16 protein-coding genes are annotated in these 18,268 nt (G+C 64.6%); 3 read left to right on the top strand and 13 right to left on the bottom strand.

Translation table 11 applies throughout. The features are described from left to right. Positions 1-83 precede the first annotated feature (83 nt). Genes HU735_RS16900 through HU735_RS16855 form a run of 10 tightly spaced genes read right to left on the bottom strand, consistent with a single transcriptional unit; the run spans position 84 to position 11,413 of the window. Entirely contained in the window at positions 84-2,480 is a 2,397-nt protein-coding gene (locus HU735_RS16900; protein ID WP_186714439.1) for a hypothetical protein, read from the bottom strand. A 10-nt stretch (positions 2,481-2,490) separates the two neighbouring features. After that, positions 2,491-3,645 carry a hypothetical protein gene (locus tag HU735_RS16895; protein ID WP_186714438.1) on the bottom strand — a complete coding sequence of 385 codons (1,155 nt, stop codon included), beginning with the start codon at positions 3,643-3,645 and terminating at the stop codon, positions 2,491-2,493. Further along, positions 3,624-5,060, bottom strand: coding sequence for a nucleotide pyrophosphatase/phosphodiesterase family protein (locus HU735_RS16890; protein WP_186714437.1), 1,437 nt, complete (start codon positions 5,058-5,060; stop codon positions 3,624-3,626). The genes HU735_RS16895 and HU735_RS16890 overlap by 22 nt, the downstream gene beginning before the upstream one ends. Beyond that, entirely contained in the window at positions 5,047-6,282 is a 1,236-nt protein-coding gene (gene eboE, locus HU735_RS16885; protein ID WP_186714436.1) for a metabolite traffic protein EboE, read from the bottom strand. The genes HU735_RS16890 and eboE overlap by 14 nt, the downstream gene beginning before the upstream one ends. Beyond that, positions 6,279-7,163, bottom strand: a complete 885-nt coding sequence (locus tag HU735_RS16880; RefSeq protein ID WP_186714435.1) for a TatD family hydrolase — start codon at positions 7,161-7,163, stop codon at positions 6,279-6,281. Before HU735_RS16880 ends, eboE begins: the two co-directional genes overlap by 4 nt. 59 nt (positions 7,164-7,222) lie before the next feature. Next, on the bottom strand, positions 7,223-7,963 hold the full coding sequence (locus tag HU735_RS16875) for an EboA domain-containing protein (protein WP_186714434.1): 741 nt from the start codon (positions 7,961-7,963) through the stop codon (positions 7,223-7,225). Beyond that, positions 7,960-8,850 carry a UbiA family prenyltransferase gene (locus HU735_RS16870; RefSeq protein ID WP_186714433.1) on the bottom strand — a complete coding sequence of 297 codons (891 nt, stop codon included), beginning with the start codon at positions 8,848-8,850 and terminating at the stop codon, positions 7,960-7,962. The genes HU735_RS16875 and HU735_RS16870 overlap by 4 nt, the downstream gene beginning before the upstream one ends. Beyond that, complete coding sequence (locus HU735_RS16865) at positions 8,847-10,721, bottom strand: 3-dehydroquinate synthase (RefSeq protein ID WP_186714432.1); 1,875 nt, start codon at positions 10,719-10,721, stop codon at positions 8,847-8,849. Before HU735_RS16865 ends, HU735_RS16870 begins: the two co-directional genes overlap by 4 nt. 60 nt (positions 10,722-10,781) lie before the next feature. Then, complete coding sequence (locus HU735_RS16860) at positions 10,782-11,003, bottom strand: hypothetical protein (protein ID WP_186714431.1); 222 nt, start codon at positions 11,001-11,003, stop codon at positions 10,782-10,784. Between the two features lie 41 nt (positions 11,004-11,044). Next, positions 11,045-11,413 (bottom strand): Mor transcription activator family protein, encoded by a 369-nt coding sequence (locus tag HU735_RS16855; RefSeq protein WP_186714430.1) that lies wholly within the window; start codon positions 11,411-11,413, stop codon positions 11,045-11,047. 436 nt (positions 11,414-11,849) lie between these two features. On the opposite strand from HU735_RS16855, the gene HU735_RS16850 reads away from it, so the two are divergent. Then, a complete protein-coding gene (locus HU735_RS16850; protein WP_011533313.1) occupies positions 11,850-12,038 on the top strand; it encodes a hypothetical protein in 189 nt (62 codons plus the stop codon). A 36-nt stretch (positions 12,039-12,074) separates the two neighbouring features. On the opposite strand, the gene HU735_RS16845 is transcribed toward HU735_RS16850, so the two are convergent. Beyond that, positions 12,075-12,437 (bottom strand): fe2+ zn2+ uptake regulation protein, encoded by a 363-nt coding sequence (locus HU735_RS16845; protein ID WP_050706026.1) that lies wholly within the window; start codon positions 12,435-12,437, stop codon positions 12,075-12,077. Positions 12,438-12,651: 214 nt separating this feature from the next. Here HU735_RS16845 and HU735_RS16840 point away from each other — a divergent pair, with 214 nt between their 5' ends. Beyond that, the gene (locus tag HU735_RS16840) at positions 12,652-14,943 is read left to right on the top strand and encodes an acylase (protein WP_238349837.1); all 2,292 of its coding nucleotides are present in this window, start codon (positions 12,652-12,654) and stop codon (positions 14,941-14,943) included. A gap of 150 nt (positions 14,944-15,093) precedes the next feature. On the opposite strand, the gene HU735_RS16835 is transcribed toward HU735_RS16840, so the two are convergent. Together HU735_RS16835 and HU735_RS16830 are read right to left on the bottom strand one after the other, a co-directional pair. Next, the gene (locus HU735_RS16835) at positions 15,094-15,816 is read right to left on the bottom strand and encodes a UDP-2,3-diacylglucosamine diphosphatase (RefSeq protein WP_186714428.1); all 723 of its coding nucleotides are present in this window, start codon (positions 15,814-15,816) and stop codon (positions 15,094-15,096) included. Next, the gene (locus HU735_RS16830; protein ID WP_110699387.1) at positions 15,813-16,316 is read right to left on the bottom strand and encodes a peptidylprolyl isomerase; all 504 of its coding nucleotides are present in this window, start codon (positions 16,314-16,316) and stop codon (positions 15,813-15,815) included. The genes HU735_RS16835 and HU735_RS16830 overlap by 4 nt, the downstream gene beginning before the upstream one ends. A gap of 247 nt (positions 16,317-16,563) precedes the next feature. Here HU735_RS16830 and HU735_RS16825 point away from each other — a divergent pair, with 247 nt between their 5' ends. Beyond that, positions 16,564-18,267 (top strand): glutamine--tRNA ligase/YqeY domain fusion protein, encoded by a 1,704-nt coding sequence (locus tag HU735_RS16825; protein WP_050706022.1) that lies wholly within the window; start codon positions 16,564-16,566, stop codon positions 18,265-18,267. Position 18,268 lies beyond the last annotated feature (1 nt).

The raw sequence follows: 18,268 nt of genomic DNA, 5'->3' as shown, positions 1-18,268 counted from the left end.
TTCCTGTCGCGGGGGTTCTCGGGCCTTGTTCCCTGAACCATGAAAAGCGCCGGGCGACATCACTGCCACCCGGCGCTCGTGCCTCAGTTGATCTTCAGATGGTTGTAGTCATCCATGCTCAGCTGCTTCGGTGGGTACTTCAGTTGCACCAGCTTCTGCGCCCAGAGTTCGAGCACCGATCGACGGCTTTGCGGCATGTCCCGGGTGATCGGCATGGCCACGGTGCTTTCTTCCTGGTACGCCTTGCTGATCAGGCGGGTGAGCTGGTCCACCGCGCCTTCGATGCGCGACAGGTCATTGAGCGGCATGTACTTGCCCATGATCGGGTACAGGTAGTAGTAGGGCTCGAAGATCCTCGGGTAGATGAAGCTGTCCCAGATCAGTTGTCCCGAGTCGGGTTTCGAATAGACCTTGTTCCATTGGTCGACGAACTCCTGCTTCAGCGTGGGTTCCTCCGGCAGTACCCGCAGCGGCGCGAGGAAGTCCACATAGGCGCCCAGGTAGTTGAAGCTGAAGACGATATCGGCCTTGCCGTCTTCGTTGGGGAAGAAGCGCAAGGTCGGGAAGCCGGGAAGCTTGCCGGTGACCGTCACGCTGGCGATGCCGTTGTCGTCGGTGGTGATCTGCAGGTAGTTGTAGGTCACCTGTTCGTTCGCCGGCTCCTGCAGGTCTCGGCTGGCGATCTTGGCGCCCTCGAGGACCAGGCAGGCGCCCAGCGATATGCCAGCGGGGGTGGTCTTGTACTGCTGGTACGTCACCTGCGTGCCGCCATCGGTCGCCACCTCGCTGCGCAAACCCACCAGCTTGCGTCCCGCGCCCTCGGTGGCCATGGCAGCGACCTCGGGAGCACCGACGAACTGCGGCCAGACTTCGACGTTCTGCGTGCGATCAGCCGGGAAGTCCTTGAACAGGGTAAAGTTCGGATTGTTGCTGAAACCCAGGTAGTAGCTGGAGGTGCCCAGCAGATAGGGGTTGTTGTATTCCGCCACCAGCAGGTTGGTGTTCTTCGCCGGCACGCCGTTCTTCTGCACCATGATCTGCAGGGTCCTGGTTTCGCCCACGTCGATGAAACTGCCGCTCTGGATCACTTCGGCGGTCCAGATCGCCTGCGTGGAGGTCGGGATCCCGGTCGCCTGCTGTTGCAGCGCCAGCGGTGCGCCGCTGGTCAACTGCGCCTGCTGGCTCTCGGTGAGCAGCAGGTCAAGGATGCCCGAGCGCTGCTCGAACATGCTCTGCTGGTAGTCCGCGTAGGTGAAACTGGTCACCGGGACGAACGTGCCGCCTTGGTCGATGCCCACGTCGAAGCTGCCGAGATCGAGTTTTTCCGCCGTCGGGATATCGGGATTTTGACCTGCTTGTGGTGTGGCGGGTTTGAACGGGAAGGTATTCATCAGGTCCAGCGACAGCATGCTGTCGTGAACCTGCGCCGAGACGACACCCAGTTGTACCTCGGGCGGAGACTTGAAGTTGTACTGCGGGGGCACGGCCACTGCAAGGTCAGGCACCAGGCGCACGCCGGCCGGAGCGGTCGGGTACTCGTCATCGAGCCACAGGCCGAGGACACCGGAGGTGCAGCTGTAGGCCGGGTTGAAGAAGATGTCCGCGGGATTGCTCAGGCCTTTCTGGTACAGCGTCTGGACCCTGGCCATGTCCATCGGGCTCTGGGATTTGGCACTGATGGGAGGCTGGTCGTTGAACACGCCGTTCTTGTCGTAGAAGGTCAGGTAGGTGCAGAAACGGAACATCAGGCCCTGCACACCCGGCGCGTCCAGTTGCGCCTGGAGGTTCTTCAGCAGCGCCGAATCGCCGACCACCCAGCTCAGGTTTTCTTTCGGGAAGCAGGTCTGCCAGGTGGTGGTGACATAGTTCAGCCCGCCGAACGCGCCCCAGTTGAAGTTGAGGAAGCGATCGAGCATGCGGAACTGCCGCTTGGCGGTCAGGCCGCAGGTGGCGTCGCCCAGGACCAGCCTGTCGAAGTACAGCGCGGTGAAAGTGTTCTGCCAGGGGCTGACGTCGACGAAGCGCGCCGGGCTCGGATTGGTGCTGCCGAACGGATTGCCGTACAGGTTGTAGGGCAGGGTGATCAGCGGGTCGCTCTTGACATAGCCACCTGTGGGCAGCTCGCCGCCGATGATGGTGGAGGTGGTCTCTTTGTAGGTGACGGTGCCGCAGCCGTTGTCGCCGAACAGATCCCACTCGGCGGGCATCATGGTGGGGTAGGGATTGCGCGGTGACTGCGCGTTGGGCGGCGCCTGGGTGACATAGTCCGGCGCCTCGTGCAGCGCCCGGGGCGTGATCATCCAGTTCAGCAGCAGGTCACCGGCATTGTCCTTGTTGATGTTGTAGTACTGGAGGAAGCGCCAGTTCATCTCCATGTTCACCGCGTCGTACAGGGGGAACATATCGTTGTTGTTACCCGTTGGCGGGTTCCAGAACATGTGGCCTTTCAGGTAGATGCGGGGGAAGTTCAGTACGCTCATGTCATGCTCCTCAAGGACGCTGCCACTGGGCGCGCTTCAGCGACCAGACAAAATCGAGTTTGTTGTAGCCCTTGAACTCGGACGCGGGCACCGGCTCGGTCGGGTAGACGATGCCACCCTGGCCGGCCTCGCCGCCCTGGGCGAAGTTGAAGTAGCCGTCGCTCTTCGAATAGGCCGCCGTGCCGTGGCAGGCAAAGCACGAGGACTGGGTCTGGAAGGCCGACTCCAGCTGGGAGTTGGCCAGCAGAGTGGGGTTGGTCTGCAGTTGCGTGCCGATCAATTCGTAGCGCGACAGATCCCCGTACCAGCCCTGGAACTGCGTGTTGACCGGGACCGCCGCCGGCGTCGGCCCGGTGCTGTTGGTCATCGGCTGGGACGGTATGGCGTTGGTCACGGTGTACAGGTGATTGTTGACGTTCTCGAAGGTGGTCCAGACCCAGCCGGTGACCAGCTTGTTGATCACGTGCAGGGCCGTGAGCGCGGCGTAGCCGACCTCGTAGGTGCCGTCCTTGTTCTGGTAGTAGGCCTGGGCGATGTAGTAGCCGTCCTTCTCCAGTTGCGCCTGGTAGGTGGCGTCGCTGCCGATCCACAACCAGCCGGCCTTCACTTCCCAGGCGGTGGCCGGGAAGTCCAGGCCGGTGGTGAGGGCGTCCTGGCCATTCATGTTGTAGACGCCCTGGTCGACGATGTAGTTGAAGGTGGACTCGCCCATCAGCAACTGGAAGCGCACGGGCTTGCCGCGTTGCGATTCCGGTACCGCTCCGCCCATTTCCAGGGACAGGCCGTCGACCTGCTGGGTGGCGTTGAGGTTGTGGAAGGCGCGCTTGAGGTTCATCCCGGGAATCGCGGCGGCCTGTTTCGTCACGTCCTCCGGAGGGGTGAAGGGCGTGCCGTAGGGCGTGGGTTTGGCACCATCGGCCAGGTACACCTGGTCCGACGGCTTCATGGTTTCCCAGACCCGGTCGAGACCGTTCGGCGCCAGCTGGTTCAGGCAGTTGAACCAGTTCCAGCTCAGGGTTTCCTTGCTCGTCTCGAGCAGGGCCTGGGCCTGCGCCTGATTGCCGTTGAAGGTCAGGAAGTTGCTGCAACTGAAGGTGTTGGTGTTGTCAGCCTGGGCCAGTCCGGCCAGTGTACTGAGAACGGTTATCGTGATGGCTCGCCGCATGTGTGCTCCTTGGCATTGGCCAGGTCATGTTGGTTCTGCTCCAGGAAATGCAGAAGCAGCAGGTGCTTGACCGCCGTTGCCGCAATGTTCCGCGGCAGCGGTACGTCGCAATCGGTGATCAGCAACGGGCCTGTCTGCTCGCTGGCGGGCGGGCGGCCGTGACTGCCACGGACCAGGCCGCTGTCCAGCGGGATCAGGTCCATGTAGTAGCGCATGCCGAGCTTCTTCTGCAGCAGACGGCGCGCCACCTTCAACCTGGGGAAGCGGATGGCCGGGTCGACGAACAGCTCCACCGGGTCGTAGCCGGGCTTGCGGTGGATATCCACGGTGCGGGCGAAGTCCGGCGCCTTGCGCTCGTCGAACCAGTAGTAGTAATCGAACCAGAATCCCGGGGCGGCCAGCGCCACCAGCTCGCCGCTGCGCGGATGGTCCAGTTGCCAGGTGCGCTGCCCGGCCCGGTCCAGCACCTGCTCGATGCCGGGCTGGCGCAGCAGCAGGGCCTTGATGCGCGGAACATCCTCCTCGCGCCTGACATAGACATGGGCGATCTGGTGATCGGCCACCGCGAAGGCCGCGCTGGCACCGGGGTCGAGTAATTCCCAGGTCAGCGACTGGCGCACCTGCAACAAGCCTTGCTCGCGCAGTACGCGGTTGATGGACACCGATTGCCCGACCGCTTCGATGCCGTACTCCGACAGCAGCATCACCGCCGCGCCCTGGTCCCGGGCGAAGCTCAGCAGGCGTCCGACTTCATGGTCGATGGCCCGCACCTCAGCGGCGATCGATGGGTGCTCGGGGCCGACCCTCTGCAGGCTGTAGTCGAGGTGGGGCAGGTAGACCAGTTGCAGGTCGGGGCGATTGATTTGGAATTCGAGCAGGGCGCAATCGACGATCCAGCGGCTCGAGGCGATGCCTGCCGCCGGCCCCCAGAAGCCGGGGAAGGGGAACTCGCCGATCTGCGCTTCGATCCGTTCGTGCAGGCCCGGCGGCGACGAATACAGCCCGAAGAGCTTGCGCCCGTCGGCCGGGTAATGCGGGCGCGGGGTGATCGAGGCATCGACGTTGGCGTACATGTTGTACCACCAGAACAACTGGCTGCAGCGAAACCCGGGCAGCTCGCGCTTGAGCGTGTCCCAGACCTTCTCGCCCTGGATCAGCGCGTTGGGTTGCAGCCAGAAGCGCACCTCGGCCTGGTCGCGGAAATACCAGCCGTTACCGACGATACCGTGCTGCGACGGCGGTGTTCCGGTCAGGATCGAGGCCTGCACCGTGGAGGTCACCGCCGGGAACGATGGTTGCAGGTTGGCCATCTGTGCGGTTTTCAGCAGTTCGTTGATATGCGGCGTGTTCGGCCCCAGCAACGAGGGTGTCAGGCCGACCACGTTGATCAGCAGCAGGGGTCTACGGGCAGGCATCGGCATGCCCCTCGTGTATTGGCGCGTGCAGCAGGCGACGCTGGCGCAGCTGGGCCTCGACCCAGTGCAATTCGGCGGCGATGCCGCGCAGTTGGTCCTGCTCATTGCCCGGCCGCAGCTGTGCGGGCAGGACGCCCCAGCTGTAGGTTTCCACCTCCAGCACCGGGCGCAGGTCGCCGTGGGCGGCCAGATAGTCGAAGGTCTGCCCCAGTGCGACCTGGCTGCCACTGAGTTCGGGCAGCAGGAGCTGCTCGCTGAACAGCGGGACGTGGAAGTGAATCCGCAACTCGTCATGGCGTCCGGGATCACGGGCGCAGTCGGCCAGGGCGGCAGGCAGGTCGGACCAGGCCATCAGGCGGCCCTGGTTGTCCCGCGCCTTGACCTGATGCAGGTAGGTGGCTTCGCAGAACTGCCCGAGCGCGTCGAGGACCTGCGCGAAACGCTGCGGGTCATCGACCGGCAGGCGGCAGATCATGGCGTTGGACAGCTGGATCTTGCCGATCGGTACCCCGGCCAGGCGCAGGTGTTCCAGCGAGCGATAGCAGTCCTCGAACATCACGGCCTGATGGCAGACGTCGAAGCACAGGGCCAGGTACTCATGGTGCGGATCGCTGGCTTGCCAATGGGCAAAGAAGGCGATCGCCTGGTCGGTGTTTTCCAGTACGCAGTCCGGCTCCATCTCCAGGCAGAACACCACCTTCCGGCCGCTCTCGCGATGCAGCTCGGCCAGCCCGGCGGTGAGCTGGCGCAACTGCTGTTCGGCACGCTGCTGTTTGGCCGGACTCCAGCTGGCGGCGTAGCCCAGGGGCACGCTGGAAATCACCCCTTGCCGGCAGTCCGTCGGCAAGGCCTGCGCCAGGATCCGCGCGAGGTCCAGGCTGTAGATCAGGCGCTCGGGCATGGACCAGTCAGGCAGGTAGACCTCGGCCTTCACCGCGCCCTCATGGAATTCGCCATAGGGAAAACCGTTCAACGAGGTAAGGCGCAACCCGGTGTCCTGCAACAGGTCGAGGAACCGGCCGCGTGCCGAAGCATCCTGCAACTCGCTGGCGGCACGGGCGCAGATCCACAGGCCGCTGTCCTGTTCGCGCAGGCCGCGCAGGTGGCGCACGCCCTGGAAGTGGCGCTCGATCGAGGCGCGCAGCCCGGCCAGGTCGCGGGTCGGGTGCACATTGGCGCAGTAACCGAGCTGGGTGGGCGTCCAGCACAGGGCGGCGCTCATTTGATCACCGGGTCCTGGCCGCGCAGGGCCGAGTTTTCCTGCCAGGTCTTGCGCTGGTCGATCGGCAATGGCGTGCTGACCAGGGCCTTGTCCAGCTGGCCGCTCTGGGCGAAGAAGTCGACCGGGTTATGGAACAGCACCTGCTCGACCTGGGCCTCGCTGAAGCCGGCTTCGCGCATGGCCTGGCCGGTCTTCGGCACTTTCAGCGGGTCGCTGACGCCCCAGTCGGCGGCGCTGTTGACGATCATTTTCTCCGTGCCGTACTGCTGCAGCAGGGCGACCATGCGCTGCTCCGACATCTTGGTGTTGGGATAGACCGAATGGCCGCGCCAGCAGTCGGTCTCCAGCACCAGGGGCAGGGTCAGCTCGTTGAGGTGATCGATCACCACCAGGTGCTCGGGGATGCCGACTTCGCGGATCACCGCCAAGGTGCGCTTGGTGCCGCCGATCTTGTCGCGGTGCGGGGTGTGCACCAGGACCGGTAGTTTGAACTGCTTGGCCAGCTCCATCTGCATGGCCAGGAAGCGGTCTTCTTCCGGGGTGATGTCGTCGTAGCCGATTTCGCCGACCGCCACCACGCCATCCTTGACCAGGTAGCGCGGCAGGATCTCCAGCACTTCCTCGGCCAGCCGCAGGTTGTTGGCTTCCTTGGGGTTGATGCCGAGGGTGCAGAAGTGGTGGATGCCGAACATGCTGGCGCGAAAGCGCTCCCAGCCCAGCAGGGTGTCGAAGTAGTCGACGAAGCTGCCGACGCTGGTCCGCGCCTGGCCCTGCCAGAACGCGGGCTCGATCACCCCGGTGATGCCGGCGGCCGCCATGTTCTGGTAGTCGTCGGTGGTACGGCTGACCATATGAATGTGCGGGTCGAAATACGTGGGCATGGTGAATCCTCATCAAGGGCAAGGAGATGTCGGTTGTGCGGGGGCCGGCGGTGGATGGGTCAGCTGCCGAAGAGGTGCTCGTGCCACTGCGTCGGCAAGCGTTGCTGCTGGTACAGGTCTGCCAGGCGCTTGCGCTGCGGCGGGCTGAGCAGGTCGAAGGCGATCAACCGGGGCAGGCTGGGCGATACCGGGCGCCCGGCGGCGAGCTGTTCGTCCATCAGGTCGAGGGCCAGCTGGTTGAGGGTCGCGCCCTGGCGCTGCGCCAGGCCGATCACCCGCGCGGCGTCCAGGCCCATGCCCAGCGCCTTGAGCACCAGTTGATGGAAGGCCCGCTCCGGGTAGTGACGGGACGCATAGGGTGTGTCCAGTGCCAGGGCGGCGAACACCCGCGGGTTGCTGGTGCGGCCGGCGAGCAGGGCCAGCTCGAGGCAGCGCCCCTCGCTGTCGAGGTCATCGAGGGCCTTGAGCAGGGCAGCCTTTTCCTGGTCGTCGCCCCATTGGAACAATTGCTCCAGCAGCGCCGGGCGGGCCGCGCCGGGCTGCAGGCCGACGACATGGGCCAGCAGCAAGGCGCGGGCCAGCTCGATGGTGCTCCAGCCATCGGCGCCGGGCACCGCCTGTTCACGCAGGTGGCGCTTGCATTGGCTGCTGAGGATGGCGGCGGTATTGGCATCCGGCGATTGCCGCAGGCGTTCCTGGGCCTGTTGCCACCAGCGTTTTTCGCTTTCATCGAGCAGTTGGCCCAGGGCCTGGCTGCGTTCGGCCAGCCGTGGCTGGGGCACGCTGACGTCCATGTTCATGTCGGTTTGATCCAGCGTTGGAAGTGGGGAAGCAGGAAAAACATCAGTACGCAGAACAGGCTGCCCAGGGGCTGGTTGGCCACGGCCATCACCAGGGCATCGAACAGGGGCAGGGCTGCCAGGCCCGCACCGATGAAGGCGCGGACCTTCAAGTGCTGCGGATTGGCCAGGTGCAGCCAGTAATGGCGACCGAGCCAGCCCAGCCAGAGCAGCAGCAGCGGCCAGAACCACAGGGTCTTGGCGTAGATCGCCAGGGCCAGCGGGCTGAGCATCAGCAGCAGGGGCAGGCGGCTGAGCAACTGGTTGCGGTGCTCCTGGCTGGCCAGGTAGGTCAGCCCGCTGATGTACACGCCAAGCAGGATCGCGCAGAGCCAGATGGGCTCCGGTGGCACCGTCAGGCTGGCCGCTGCGGTGAGGTACAGCGCCGAGCGGCAGGCACCCATCAGCCAGACGCTGTGCACGTACTTTTTATGCAGCAGGTTGTAGCCGAGGATGCAGCCGACCAGCAGGGTGATGCAGCCGAGCAACCACTGGGGCTGCTCGGTCAACCGGCTCAGGCCCAGTGCCGAGGCACCGGCCAGGGCCAGCAGGAGCAGGGTCGCGAGCCGCACTTGCCGGCAGCTGACCAGGCCCAGGGTAATCGGGCGGGGGTTGTTGTGCCGCTGGTCCCAGTCGGCGTCCAGCAGGTCGTTCAGCAGCATGCCGGCCAGGTAAAGCAGTGACAACGTCACCAGCAGTAGTGCCCACACCAGCCCCGACGGTGGCGCCAGGGCACCGGTGCTGCTGGCCAGGAGGGCGGCGGCGAGGGCGTTGGTCCACACGGTCGGCAGGTTGGAGACCCGGCCCAGGGTCATCCAGGTCTTGAGGTTCGCCTGGGGCTGGCTCATTGCGCGCAACCCTCGCTCAGGCCGAAGGGTGCCGCGTCGAGGCTGGCAAGGCGCAGCAGGGCCTGCTGCATCAGACGGTCATCGATTTCATGCAGGTCGATCGAGGCACCGATTCGGCTGAGCATGGGGATCGACAGCTGGCCGCCCAGATGCTGACGGAACTCCTCCAGCCCGAGCATCACCTGGAAGCGTCCCAACCCGTCTTTCAAGGTCAGTTCCGTCGGGCACAGATCGAACCCGAGCTTTTGCAGGAGGTTCACCACCCGCTTGCTGTCGGTATCGCTCAACAGCCCCAGGGCATTGGCATAGAACGCGTCGAGGGCCATGCCCACGGCGACCGCCTCGCCATGGCGCAAGCGGTGCTGGCTGAGGTTTTCCAGCTTGTGCGCGGCCCAATGACCGTAGTCCAGCGGCCGGCCGTTGCCGCGCTCGAACGGATCGCCGGCCCCGGTGATATGCCCCAGGTGCAGTTGGGCGCAGCGGAAAATGGCATGGCGGCTGGCCGGATGATCGAAACGGGCGAGGGCTGCGGCCTGCTCTTCCATCCATTGGAAGAACGCCGCGTCCTTGATCAGCGCCACCTTCACTGCCTCGGCCAGGCCGGCGATCTGGTCGCGGCGGCTGAGGCTGGTCAGCAATTGGAAGTCGTTGATCACGGCGGTGGCGGGGTAGAAGGCGCCCAGCAAGTTTTTCTGGCCGAAGGCATTGATGCCGTTCTTAACGCCAATGCCGGCGTCGTTCTGCGCCAGCACCGTGCTCGGCAGGCGGATCAGGCGGATGCCACGGTGGAAGGTGGCGCAGGCGTAACCCACCGAATCCAGCAGGGCGCCGCCGCCCATGGCCAGCACGTAGCAGTGCCGGTCGAGGCCGTGCTTGAGCATATCGGCGTACAACTGCTGGAGTACCTGCGCAGTCTTGCTCAGCTCACCGGCCGCCACGGCGATCGGAGCGGCCTGCAGGTGCAGGTCGCGGGCATGGCTGGCGAACCAGGTCTCGATCTGTCCGGGCAGATGCGGATTGCACTGCAACAATTGCTGGTCGGCGAAGATCAGCACTGTCACCCGGCCGTGCTGTCCGGCGGTGAGCTGCTGGTGCAGGCAGGGGTTGCCCAGGTCGAACAGATGATCGGTAAAGCGCACCGGATAGTCGTAGCTGACCTCGAAGCGGCCGTGCAGGACCTCTGGCGTGGCGGATTTGCGCAGCCTCCTGAACAGGCTGTAGGCGGCGATGAAAAGCCCCGGCAGGACCATGCTGGCGAGGAGCGTGACCAGCAGCGCGTTCTCCTCGATGAGGAAACTGCCGATGGCGCTATAGGCCAGCGCCAGGCCCATGTTGGCCAAGGTCGTGACCAGGACGAAGGCGCGCAGCGGATAGCGCTGCATGCCGGCGGCGACCACCGAGGTCTCCGCCAGTACCGGCACGCCGCGCAGGCAGACCAACGACAGGGTACCGAGCTTTTGCACCAGTTGCCCGGGCTTGCGCTGATGCAGGCCGAGGCGGCCGGACAGCACGCGCAAATAGCCGGCGCCCAGTGCATAACCCAGCCAGGCGCCGAGGCACAGGCCCACGAAGATCACCAGGTAGCCACCGACGCTGCCCAGGGCGGCCACGGCGAGCAGCGCGACCACGCTCGACGGCACCGGCAGCACGACGTCCAGTGCCAGCAAGGCGATCAGCAGCAGGGCCAGGTTGGCTTTGCGCGCGGGGGTATCGGGCAGGTACAGCGCCAGGTGGGCCAGGAAGTCCTGGATTTGTTGCTCGAACAACAGAAAGCTGGCGATCACCAGTGCACTGAAACAAACAAGTGATACCCAGAAATATTCGGCAGGCGCTTTGTTGCAGAGCGCACGAAGCCAATGGCCGCACTTCATCAAGCATCCCTCTTGATATTGTTATGACTGATTTCCGTTTCAGTTTTTCAAAGCAGGGTGTTAATGCGTGGACGGAATAAAAAGCTCCAGGCTGAGTGATATTGTTTTAATGGCTACTTCGACGGTTTCCGAAAACTTAGACGCTCGCGAGGCTTTTGCAAGGCGGGATTGAACGATTTCTTCTCCATATGTCGGTTGCACCGCGAGCGCTGCCGGCAGGGCATGGCCGGGCGTTTTTTCCAACCGCGCAGGTTCATGGCGGGCCAGCACGGTGAGCGCCATGGCTGGCCACTCCAGCAGCGCGGATGAACGAAAATGAAGAACTACGCCTGGCGACGAATATTACCGATCTGTCGCAGGCTCAGGCCGTACTTGTTGGCCAGCAGGCTGCGCGACAGCCCGCTGGCGCTTTCCTTCTGGATCTGCTGATTGCGCAGCTGGCGCTGGAAGTGATCGGGCTTGGGGATTTCCAGGGCAAGACCGGCGTAGCGCTCGATCAGTGCGTCGAGCGCCTGCGATGGCAGCACATCGGCCAGCTTGCTGCGGTCACGGTGCTTGGGAATGTACTTGGGGCGTCCGCCGAAGGCGCAGGTCAGGCGGTAGGCGCTGTCCAGGCCGATGCACTCGATCAGCGCCTGCAGCGATTGAGGCAGTTGGGTGATGTCGATATTGCTCAGGTCTGGCTTTTCCACGAAATGGTTCCTTCCGTCATGTAGGTTTGGCAGACGCCGAGGCCCGGTTGGCTGCGGCGTGGTCGGCCACGGGTGGCGGTCCGAGTGGCGTGGTCCGATTTTCGAACAGCAGCGGAAAGGGTCGCTAGGCGCGAAGCGGACCGGAGCTTGTAGCCGCAACTGCCTGTTGTTTGCGGGCAGCCTGATCTCGTGAAGTAGGAAACGCCTTCACCCTTTAGCTACAGGCCCCAAATCGTCTAGTGAAGGGGTTCCATGATGGCGGTTTGGGTGTGTGACCCAGGCGTTCGCGCGCAGACGCGCCGGGGTGTCCTGGGGTGAGAAGGTATGTGCAGGGAAAGGGGGGCGGGCAGGAACTTCAGCGGGGGAAAAGCGGGCGAGGTATCATGGCGTCGGCTCCGCTGGAGCCTCATGTCCCCGATGTCGCAAGGAATTTCCGATGACCCACGTGCAGCGCCTCAAATACTCGATCCTGATCATCCTGGTGGTCCTGGGGATCATGCTCGGCCTAAGCTACCTGCAGAAGCAGGGCACTATCAGCGAGCAGACGTTCCAGTACATCGCCATCGCCATCGCGGTGGTCGTGGTGGTGATCAACGGGATCCTGCGGCGCAAGGTCAAACCCTGAGACGGGCGGGCCGGCATATCCTTGCCGGCCAGGCGCTCAACGCGAGACAGGTTGCTCGAGCACGGCCCGGGCCTGGGGGTTGAGGCTGTAGCACTTGTCGCTACCCAGGCTGATGACGCCTTCGCTGCACAGGCGCTTGAGCACCTCGCGCACACTCAGGAACGACAGCGGAATATCCAGTTGCTCGAGTTGCGCATGCACGCCGCGCACGCCAATGCTGCGGCCACTGCGCCCGGCGGTGTGCAGCGCGTCGATGACCTTCAGGCGGATCAGGCTGGTGCGCAGGCCATAGGCGCGCAGCAGCTCGCGGATCTGTTCGTTGCCCACGCGTTCCTCCTGGGGGGCGGCGGCCTGGCCTGGGGCGGGCGGCGCCGATAGCGATTGTTGCGGGTTGTACATGTGAATGCTCCTTTTCGTGGACTGTCCCGAAATCATGGGTGCCTCACATCTAAAGACGTATGAGATCGACAAAACTGCAACCCTCGGTGAAAAAAATCTGACACGTTCTGTTGAGAACGTTGCAGCCTCACGTCGAACGTAAAATTTTCATCCGGCCATTCGTCTGTTCGGGATGACCCCGATAGCACGAGGAGTGCCTGTGATCCCTCTTCCCCTGTTCCGCCTGGGCCTTGCCGCCGCCCTGGTTGCCTCCAGCCTGGCCGTCCAGGCACGGGAGGTCGCCGACGAGGCCTCTGCGCAGATCCGCCGCACCAGTTTCGGCGTGCCGCATATCCTGGCCAAGGACGAACGTGGCCTGGGCTACGGCATCGGCTATGCCTACGCCCAGGACAACCTGTGCCTGCTGGCTGGCGAGGTGCTGACGGTCAATGGCGAGCGCTCGCGCTATTTCGGTGGCGACGCCAAGACGGTCGAGCAGCGCGACAACCTGTCCAGCGACCTGTTCTTCACCTGGCTCAACGAGCCGGCGGCGGTGGACGCCTTCCTGCAGGCGCAGCCGGTGGCGGTACGCGACCTGCTCGACGGCTATGCCAGCGGCTACAACCGGGCCCTGGGCGAGCGCCGTGCCCAAGGCCTGCCGGCCGAGTGCGGGGCAGGGGGCTGGGTGCGGCCGATCAGCAGCCGCGACCTGGTCAAGCTGACCCGGCGCTTGCTGGCCGAAGGCGGTGTCGGCCAGTTTGTCGAGGCGGTGGTGGCCGCGACCCCGCCGAAGCTGGCGGCGCAACGCCCGGCGGTCGACTACAGCGTGGCCCTGGCGCGCCAGGCACAGTTCGCCGCCGAACGTGGCAGCAACGCCGTGGCGGTGGGCAGCGAGCGTTCGGCCAATGGTCGCGGGCTATTGTTGGCCAACCCGCATTTCCCTTGGATCGGCGGCATGCGCTTCTATCAGATGCAGTTGACTATCCCCGGACAGCTCGACGTCATGGGCGCGGCCCTGCCGGGTCTGCCGGTGGTCAATATCGGCTTCAACCGCCATCTGGCCTGGACCCATACCGTCGACACCTCGAAGCATTTCACCCTCTACCGCCTGCAGTTGGACCCCAAGGACGCGACCCGTTACCTGTATGACGGCCAGTCGCTGCCGCTCGAGCGCAAACAGCTCAAGGTCATGGTGAAGAGCGAGGACGGCACGCTAAGCGAGGTGGAGCGCACCATCCACCTGTCGAAGTTCGGCCCGGTGGTGCAGTGGCCAGGGCGGCTGGACTGGGACAACCAGGCGGCCTACAGCCTGCGCGACGCCAACCTGGACAATACCCGGGTGCTACAGCAGTGGTACCGGATCAACCGCGCCGATAGCCTGGAGGCGCTCAAGGCTTCGGTGGGGCAGCTGCAGGGCATTCCCTGGGTCAACACCCTGGCGGTGGATGCCGCCGGCCAGGCCCTGTACCTGAACCAGTCGGTGGTGCCCTATGTCGACCAGGCGCTGCTGGCTCAGTGCAGCAATCCGGCGGCTTCCGGCCCGCTGGTGGTGCTCGATGGCTCGCGCAGTGCCTGCCAGTGGAAGGTCGACACGCAGGCGGCCCAGCCGGGGATCTTCCCGGCGAACCTGCTGCCGAGCCTGGAACGCCGCGACTATGTGCAGCATGCCAACGATTCGGCGTGGATGGCCAACCCGGCCCAGCCGTTGACCGGCTTCTCGCCGCTGGTCAGCCGTGCCGACCAGCCCTTGGGCATGCGCAGCCGTTTTGCCCTGCAGCGCCTGCAGGGCCGGGACAAGCTGGGTGTCGCCGAGCTGCAGCGCATGGTGTTCGATGACGAGGTGTACCAGGCCAGCCTGCTGCTGCCGGACCTGCTGCAGTGGTGCAAGGGCGTGGAGGCGGAGATTGAGCCAGTGTGTGCCAGCTTGCGGGACTGGAACGGCAAGGCCGACCTGGACAGCGGCGTCGGCCTGGTTCATTTCATGAACATCGCCGGCGCGTTGGCCGAACACCCGCAAAGCTGGCGCGTGCCGTTCGACCCGGCCGACCCGCAGCACACGCCTCGTGGCCTGGCGGTGGAGCAGGCTGCGGTAGGCAAGCTGCTGCGCGAGGCGGCGCTGGCGTCGCTGGAGCAGGTGGGCAAGGCGGGCATCGCCGCCGATCAGCGCTGGGGGCAGATCCAGCAGGCTGCCGATGGCACGCCGGTGCCTGGCGGTCCGCAGGCCCTGGGGGTCTACAACGCGATGGTCAGTGTGCCGGTGGGGCCGGGCAAGCGTCTGGTGGTCAGTGGCTCGAGCTATCTGCAGGTGGTCAGCTTTACCGAACAGGGGCCACAGGCCCAGGGGTTGCTGGCGTTCTCGCTGTCGAGCGAAAAGGCGTCGGCGCATGCTGCCGACCAGACGCGGGCTTTCGCGGCCAAGCAACTGGCGCCGATCCCGTTTACCGAGGCGCAGATCAAGGCTGATCCGCAGTATCGACAGTATGTGATCAGTGAGCGGGATAAGGGGCGGGTGGTCAGCGCTCAGTGATCCGGCGTCAGATGATGTAGGAGCGGCCTCGTGCCGCGAAAGGGCCGCAAAGCGGCCCCCGATTTCAGCGATTATGCAAAGATCGCCGGGGCTGCTTTGCAGCCCTTTCGCGGCACAAGGCCGCTCCTACAGGGGGCAAGCGTCTGTCGTTCAGGAAAACTCGAACGGCGCCAGCTGGAAGCCCTGTTCGTCCACCTGCAACGCCCAGCCCCGACGATCCCAGTCCCCCAGCACGATACGCCGCGCCGGCTGGCCGTCGACCACCAGCTTGTGCAACGCCGGCCGGTGGGTGTGGCCGTGGACCAGGGTGCGCACGCCATGGGCGGCCATCACCTTGGGCACTTCCTCGGGGGTGACATCGACGATCTCGGTGCTCTTCATGCGCACCTGCGTACTGCTTTCGCTGCGTAGCTTGCGCGCCAGCTTGTGCCGCGTGCCCAGCGGCAGGTGCCGCAGGACCCACAGGGTCAGCGGGTTGCGCAGGTAGCGGCGCAGCTTCATGTAGGCTACGTCGCGGGTGCACAGGGTGTCGCCGTGCATCAGCAGCACCGCCTCGCCACCGAGCTCGACCACACTGGGGTCGGCCAGCAGGGTGCAGCCGGCGGCGTCGCAGAACGCCTGGCCGATGAGGAAGTCGCGGTTGCCGTGCATCAGGTAGATCGCCGTGCCGCTGTCGCTCAGCCGGCGCAGGGCCTGGCAGATCGACTGCTGGAACGGCGTCATCGCATCGTCGCCGATCCAGGCCTCGAAGAAGTCGCCGAGGATGTACAGCGCCTTGGCGTGGCGGGCGCGGCCGTCGAGCAGATCAAGAAACGCCCGGGTGATGTCCGGGCGTTCTTCTTGCAGGTGCAGATCGGAGATCAGCAGTATCACTCAATGATCTCGGCTTTCTCGATGATCACGTCTTCTTTCGGTACGTCCTGGTGGCCAGACTTGGAACCGGTGGCGACCTTTTCGATGGCGTCGACAACCTCGGTGCCTTCGGTCACTTTACCGAACACGGCGTAGCCCCAGCCTTGGACATTCTTGCCGCTGTGGTTGAGGAAGTCGTTGTTCGAGGCGTTGATGAAGAACTGCGCGGAGGCCGAGTGCGGCTCCATGGTACGGGCCATGGCGATGGTGTACTTGTCGTTCTTCAGGCCGTTGTCGGCTTCGTTCTGGATGCTGGCACGCTTGTCACGTTTTTCGTTCATGCCTGGCTCGAAACCGCCGCCCTGGATCATGAAACCCTTGATCACACGGTGGAACACGACGTTGCTGTAGTGCCCGGCCTTCACATATTCGAGGAAGTTGGCCACGGTGATCGGGGCTTTTTCGTCATTCAGTTCAATGACGATATCGCCGTGGTTGGTGCTCAGTTTGACTTTGGACATGCTGAAATTCGCTCTTTCAAGGCATTCGGGAAATAGGGTGCGCGGTGCGCTCGGATGACCTGACGCAGGATCAGGCCGCCGCGGCACACGCCACTGGGGCGCCATTGTGCCGGATTGTAGACCGCTGCGGCGACAAAACGCGCCACTTTGTCGGTGCTCCGGCTGTCAGCAGCTTGACTGCTTCGGCTATGATAGGCGCTTTGATTCAATCGGCCTACCCGGCCGGCTACCTGCATTCAAGGACACTATGAGCAAGCCCACTGCCGACAACGCGCCAAACGCCGCTGCCAAAGGCGCACCCGCCGTCCCTGTGAACTTCCTGCGGCCGATCGTCCAGGCCGACCTGGACTCGGGCAAGCACCAGAGCATCGTCACCCGTTTCCCGCCGGAGCCCAACGGTTACCTGCACATCGGTCACGCCAAGTCGATCTGCGTCAACTTCGGCCTGGCCAAGGAATTCGGCGGTGCCTGCCACCTGCGTTTCGACGACACCAACCCGGCCAAGGAAGACCAGGAGTACATCGACTCCATCCAGCGTGACGTCAAGTGGCTGGGCTTCGAGTGGGCAGGCCCGGTGCGCTACGCCTCGGACTACTTCGAGCAGCTGCACGCCTGGGCCGTGGAGCTGATCAAGTCGGGCAACGCCTATGTCTGCGACCTGACCCCCGAGCAGGCCAAGGAATACCGCGGCAGCCTGACCGAGGCCGGCAAGAACAGCCCGTTCCGCGAGCGCAGCGTCGAGGAGAACCTCGACCTGTTCGCGCGCATGAAGGCCGGCGAGTTCAAGGACGGCGAGCGCGTGCTGCGCGCCAAGATCGACATGGCCTCGCCGAACATGAACCTGCGCGACCCGATCCTGTACCGTATCCGCCATGCCCACCACCACCAGACCGGTGACAAGTGGTGCATCTACCCCAACTACGACTTCACCCACGGTCAGTCGGACGCCATCGAAGGCATCACCCACTCGATCTGCACCCTGGAGTTCGAAAGCCACCGTCCGCTGTACGACTGGTTCCTCGACAAGCTGCCGGTGCCGGCGCACCCGCGCCAGTATGAATTCAGCCGCCTGAACCTGAACTACACCATCACCTCCAAGCGCAAGCTCAAGCAGCTGGTGGATGAAGGTCACGTCGAGGCCTGGGACGATCCGCGCATGTCGACCCTGTCGGGCTACCGCCGCCGCGGCTACACCCCGGCCTCGATCCGCAACTTCTGCGAGATGATCGGCACCAACCGCTCCGACGGCGTGGTCGACATGGCGATGCTCGAGTTCAGCATCCGCGACGACCTCGATCGCACCGCGCCACGCGCCATGTGCGTGCTGCGCCCGCTGAAGGTGGTGATCACCAACTACCCCGAGGGCCAGGTCGAGCAGCTCGAACTGCCGCGCCACCCGAAGGAAGACATGGGCGTGCGCGTGCTGCCGTTCGCCCGCGAGCTGTACATCGACCGCGACGACTTCATGGAAGAGCCGCCCAAGGGCTACAAGCGCCTGGAGCCGGCCGGTGAAGTGCGTCTGCGCGGCAGCTACGTGATCCGCGCCGACGAGGCGATCAAGGACGCCGACGGCAACATCGTCGAACTACGCTGCTCGTACGACCCGGACACCCTGGGCAAGAACCCCGAGGGCCGCAAGGTCAAGGGCGTGATCCACTGGGTGCCGGCGCAAGGCAGCGTCGAGTGCGAAGTGCGTCTGTACGACCGCCTGTTCCGCTCCGCCAACCCGGAGAAGACCGAAGACGGCGGCAGCTTCCTCGACAACATCAACCCCGATTCGCTGCAGGTACTCAGCGGTTGTCGCGCGGAACCTTCCCTGGGCCAGGCCCAGCCAGAAGACCGCTTCCAGTTCGAGCGCGAAGGCTACTTCTGCGCCGACCTGAAAGACTCCCAGCCGGGTCGCCCGGTATTCAACCGGACCGTGACCCTGCGCGATTCGTGGGGCAGCTGAG

The organism is Pseudomonas sp. BW16M2 (assembly GCF_014268865.1).
Lineage (GTDB): Bacteria > Pseudomonadota > Gammaproteobacteria > Pseudomonadales > Pseudomonadaceae > Aquipseudomonas > Aquipseudomonas peradeniyensis.
Note: the sequence above shows the minus strand (reverse complement) of the source record. Positions and strands in the feature narration are given on the sequence as shown.

Bases quoted from the DNA above. Each gene is read 5' to 3' on its own strand.
- HU735_RS16900 (WP_186714439.1), bottom strand. From the start codon at position 2,480: ATGAGCGTACTGAACTTCCCCCGCATCTACCTGAAAGGCCACATGTTC.
- HU735_RS16895 (WP_186714438.1), bottom strand. From the start codon at position 3,645: ATGCGGCGAGCCATCACGATAACCGTTCTCAGTACACTGGCCGGACTG.
- HU735_RS16890 (WP_186714437.1), bottom strand. From the start codon at position 5,060: ATGCCTGCCCGTAGACCCCTGCTGCTGATCAACGTGGTCGGCCTGACA.
- eboE (WP_186714436.1), bottom strand. From the start codon at position 6,282: ATGAGCGCCGCCCTGTGCTGGACGCCCACCCAGCTCGGTTACTGCGCC.
- HU735_RS16880 (WP_186714435.1), bottom strand. From the start codon at position 7,163: ATGCCCACGTATTTCGACCCGCACATTCATATGGTCAGCCGTACCACC.
- HU735_RS16875 (WP_186714434.1), bottom strand. From the start codon at position 7,963: ATGAACATGGACGTCAGCGTGCCCCAGCCACGGCTGGCCGAACGCAGC.
- HU735_RS16870 (WP_186714433.1), bottom strand. From the start codon at position 8,850: ATGAGCCAGCCCCAGGCGAACCTCAAGACCTGGATGACCCTGGGCCGG.
- HU735_RS16865 (WP_186714432.1), bottom strand. From the start codon at position 10,721: ATGAAGTGCGGCCATTGGCTTCGTGCGCTCTGCAACAAAGCGCCTGCC.
- HU735_RS16860 (WP_186714431.1), bottom strand. From the start codon at position 11,003: ATGGCGCTCACCGTGCTGGCCCGCCATGAACCTGCGCGGTTGGAAAAA.
- HU735_RS16850 (WP_011533313.1), top strand. From the start codon at position 11,850: ATGACCCACGTGCAGCGCCTCAAATACTCGATCCTGATCATCCTGGTG.
- HU735_RS16845 (WP_050706026.1), bottom strand. From the start codon at position 12,437: ATGTACAACCCGCAACAATCGCTATCGGCGCCGCCCGCCCCAGGCCAG.
- HU735_RS16830 (WP_110699387.1), bottom strand. From the start codon at position 16,316: ATGTCCAAAGTCAAACTGAGCACCAACCACGGCGATATCGTCATTGAA.
- HU735_RS16825 (WP_050706022.1), top strand. From the start codon at position 16,564: ATGAGCAAGCCCACTGCCGACAACGCGCCAAACGCCGCTGCCAAAGGC.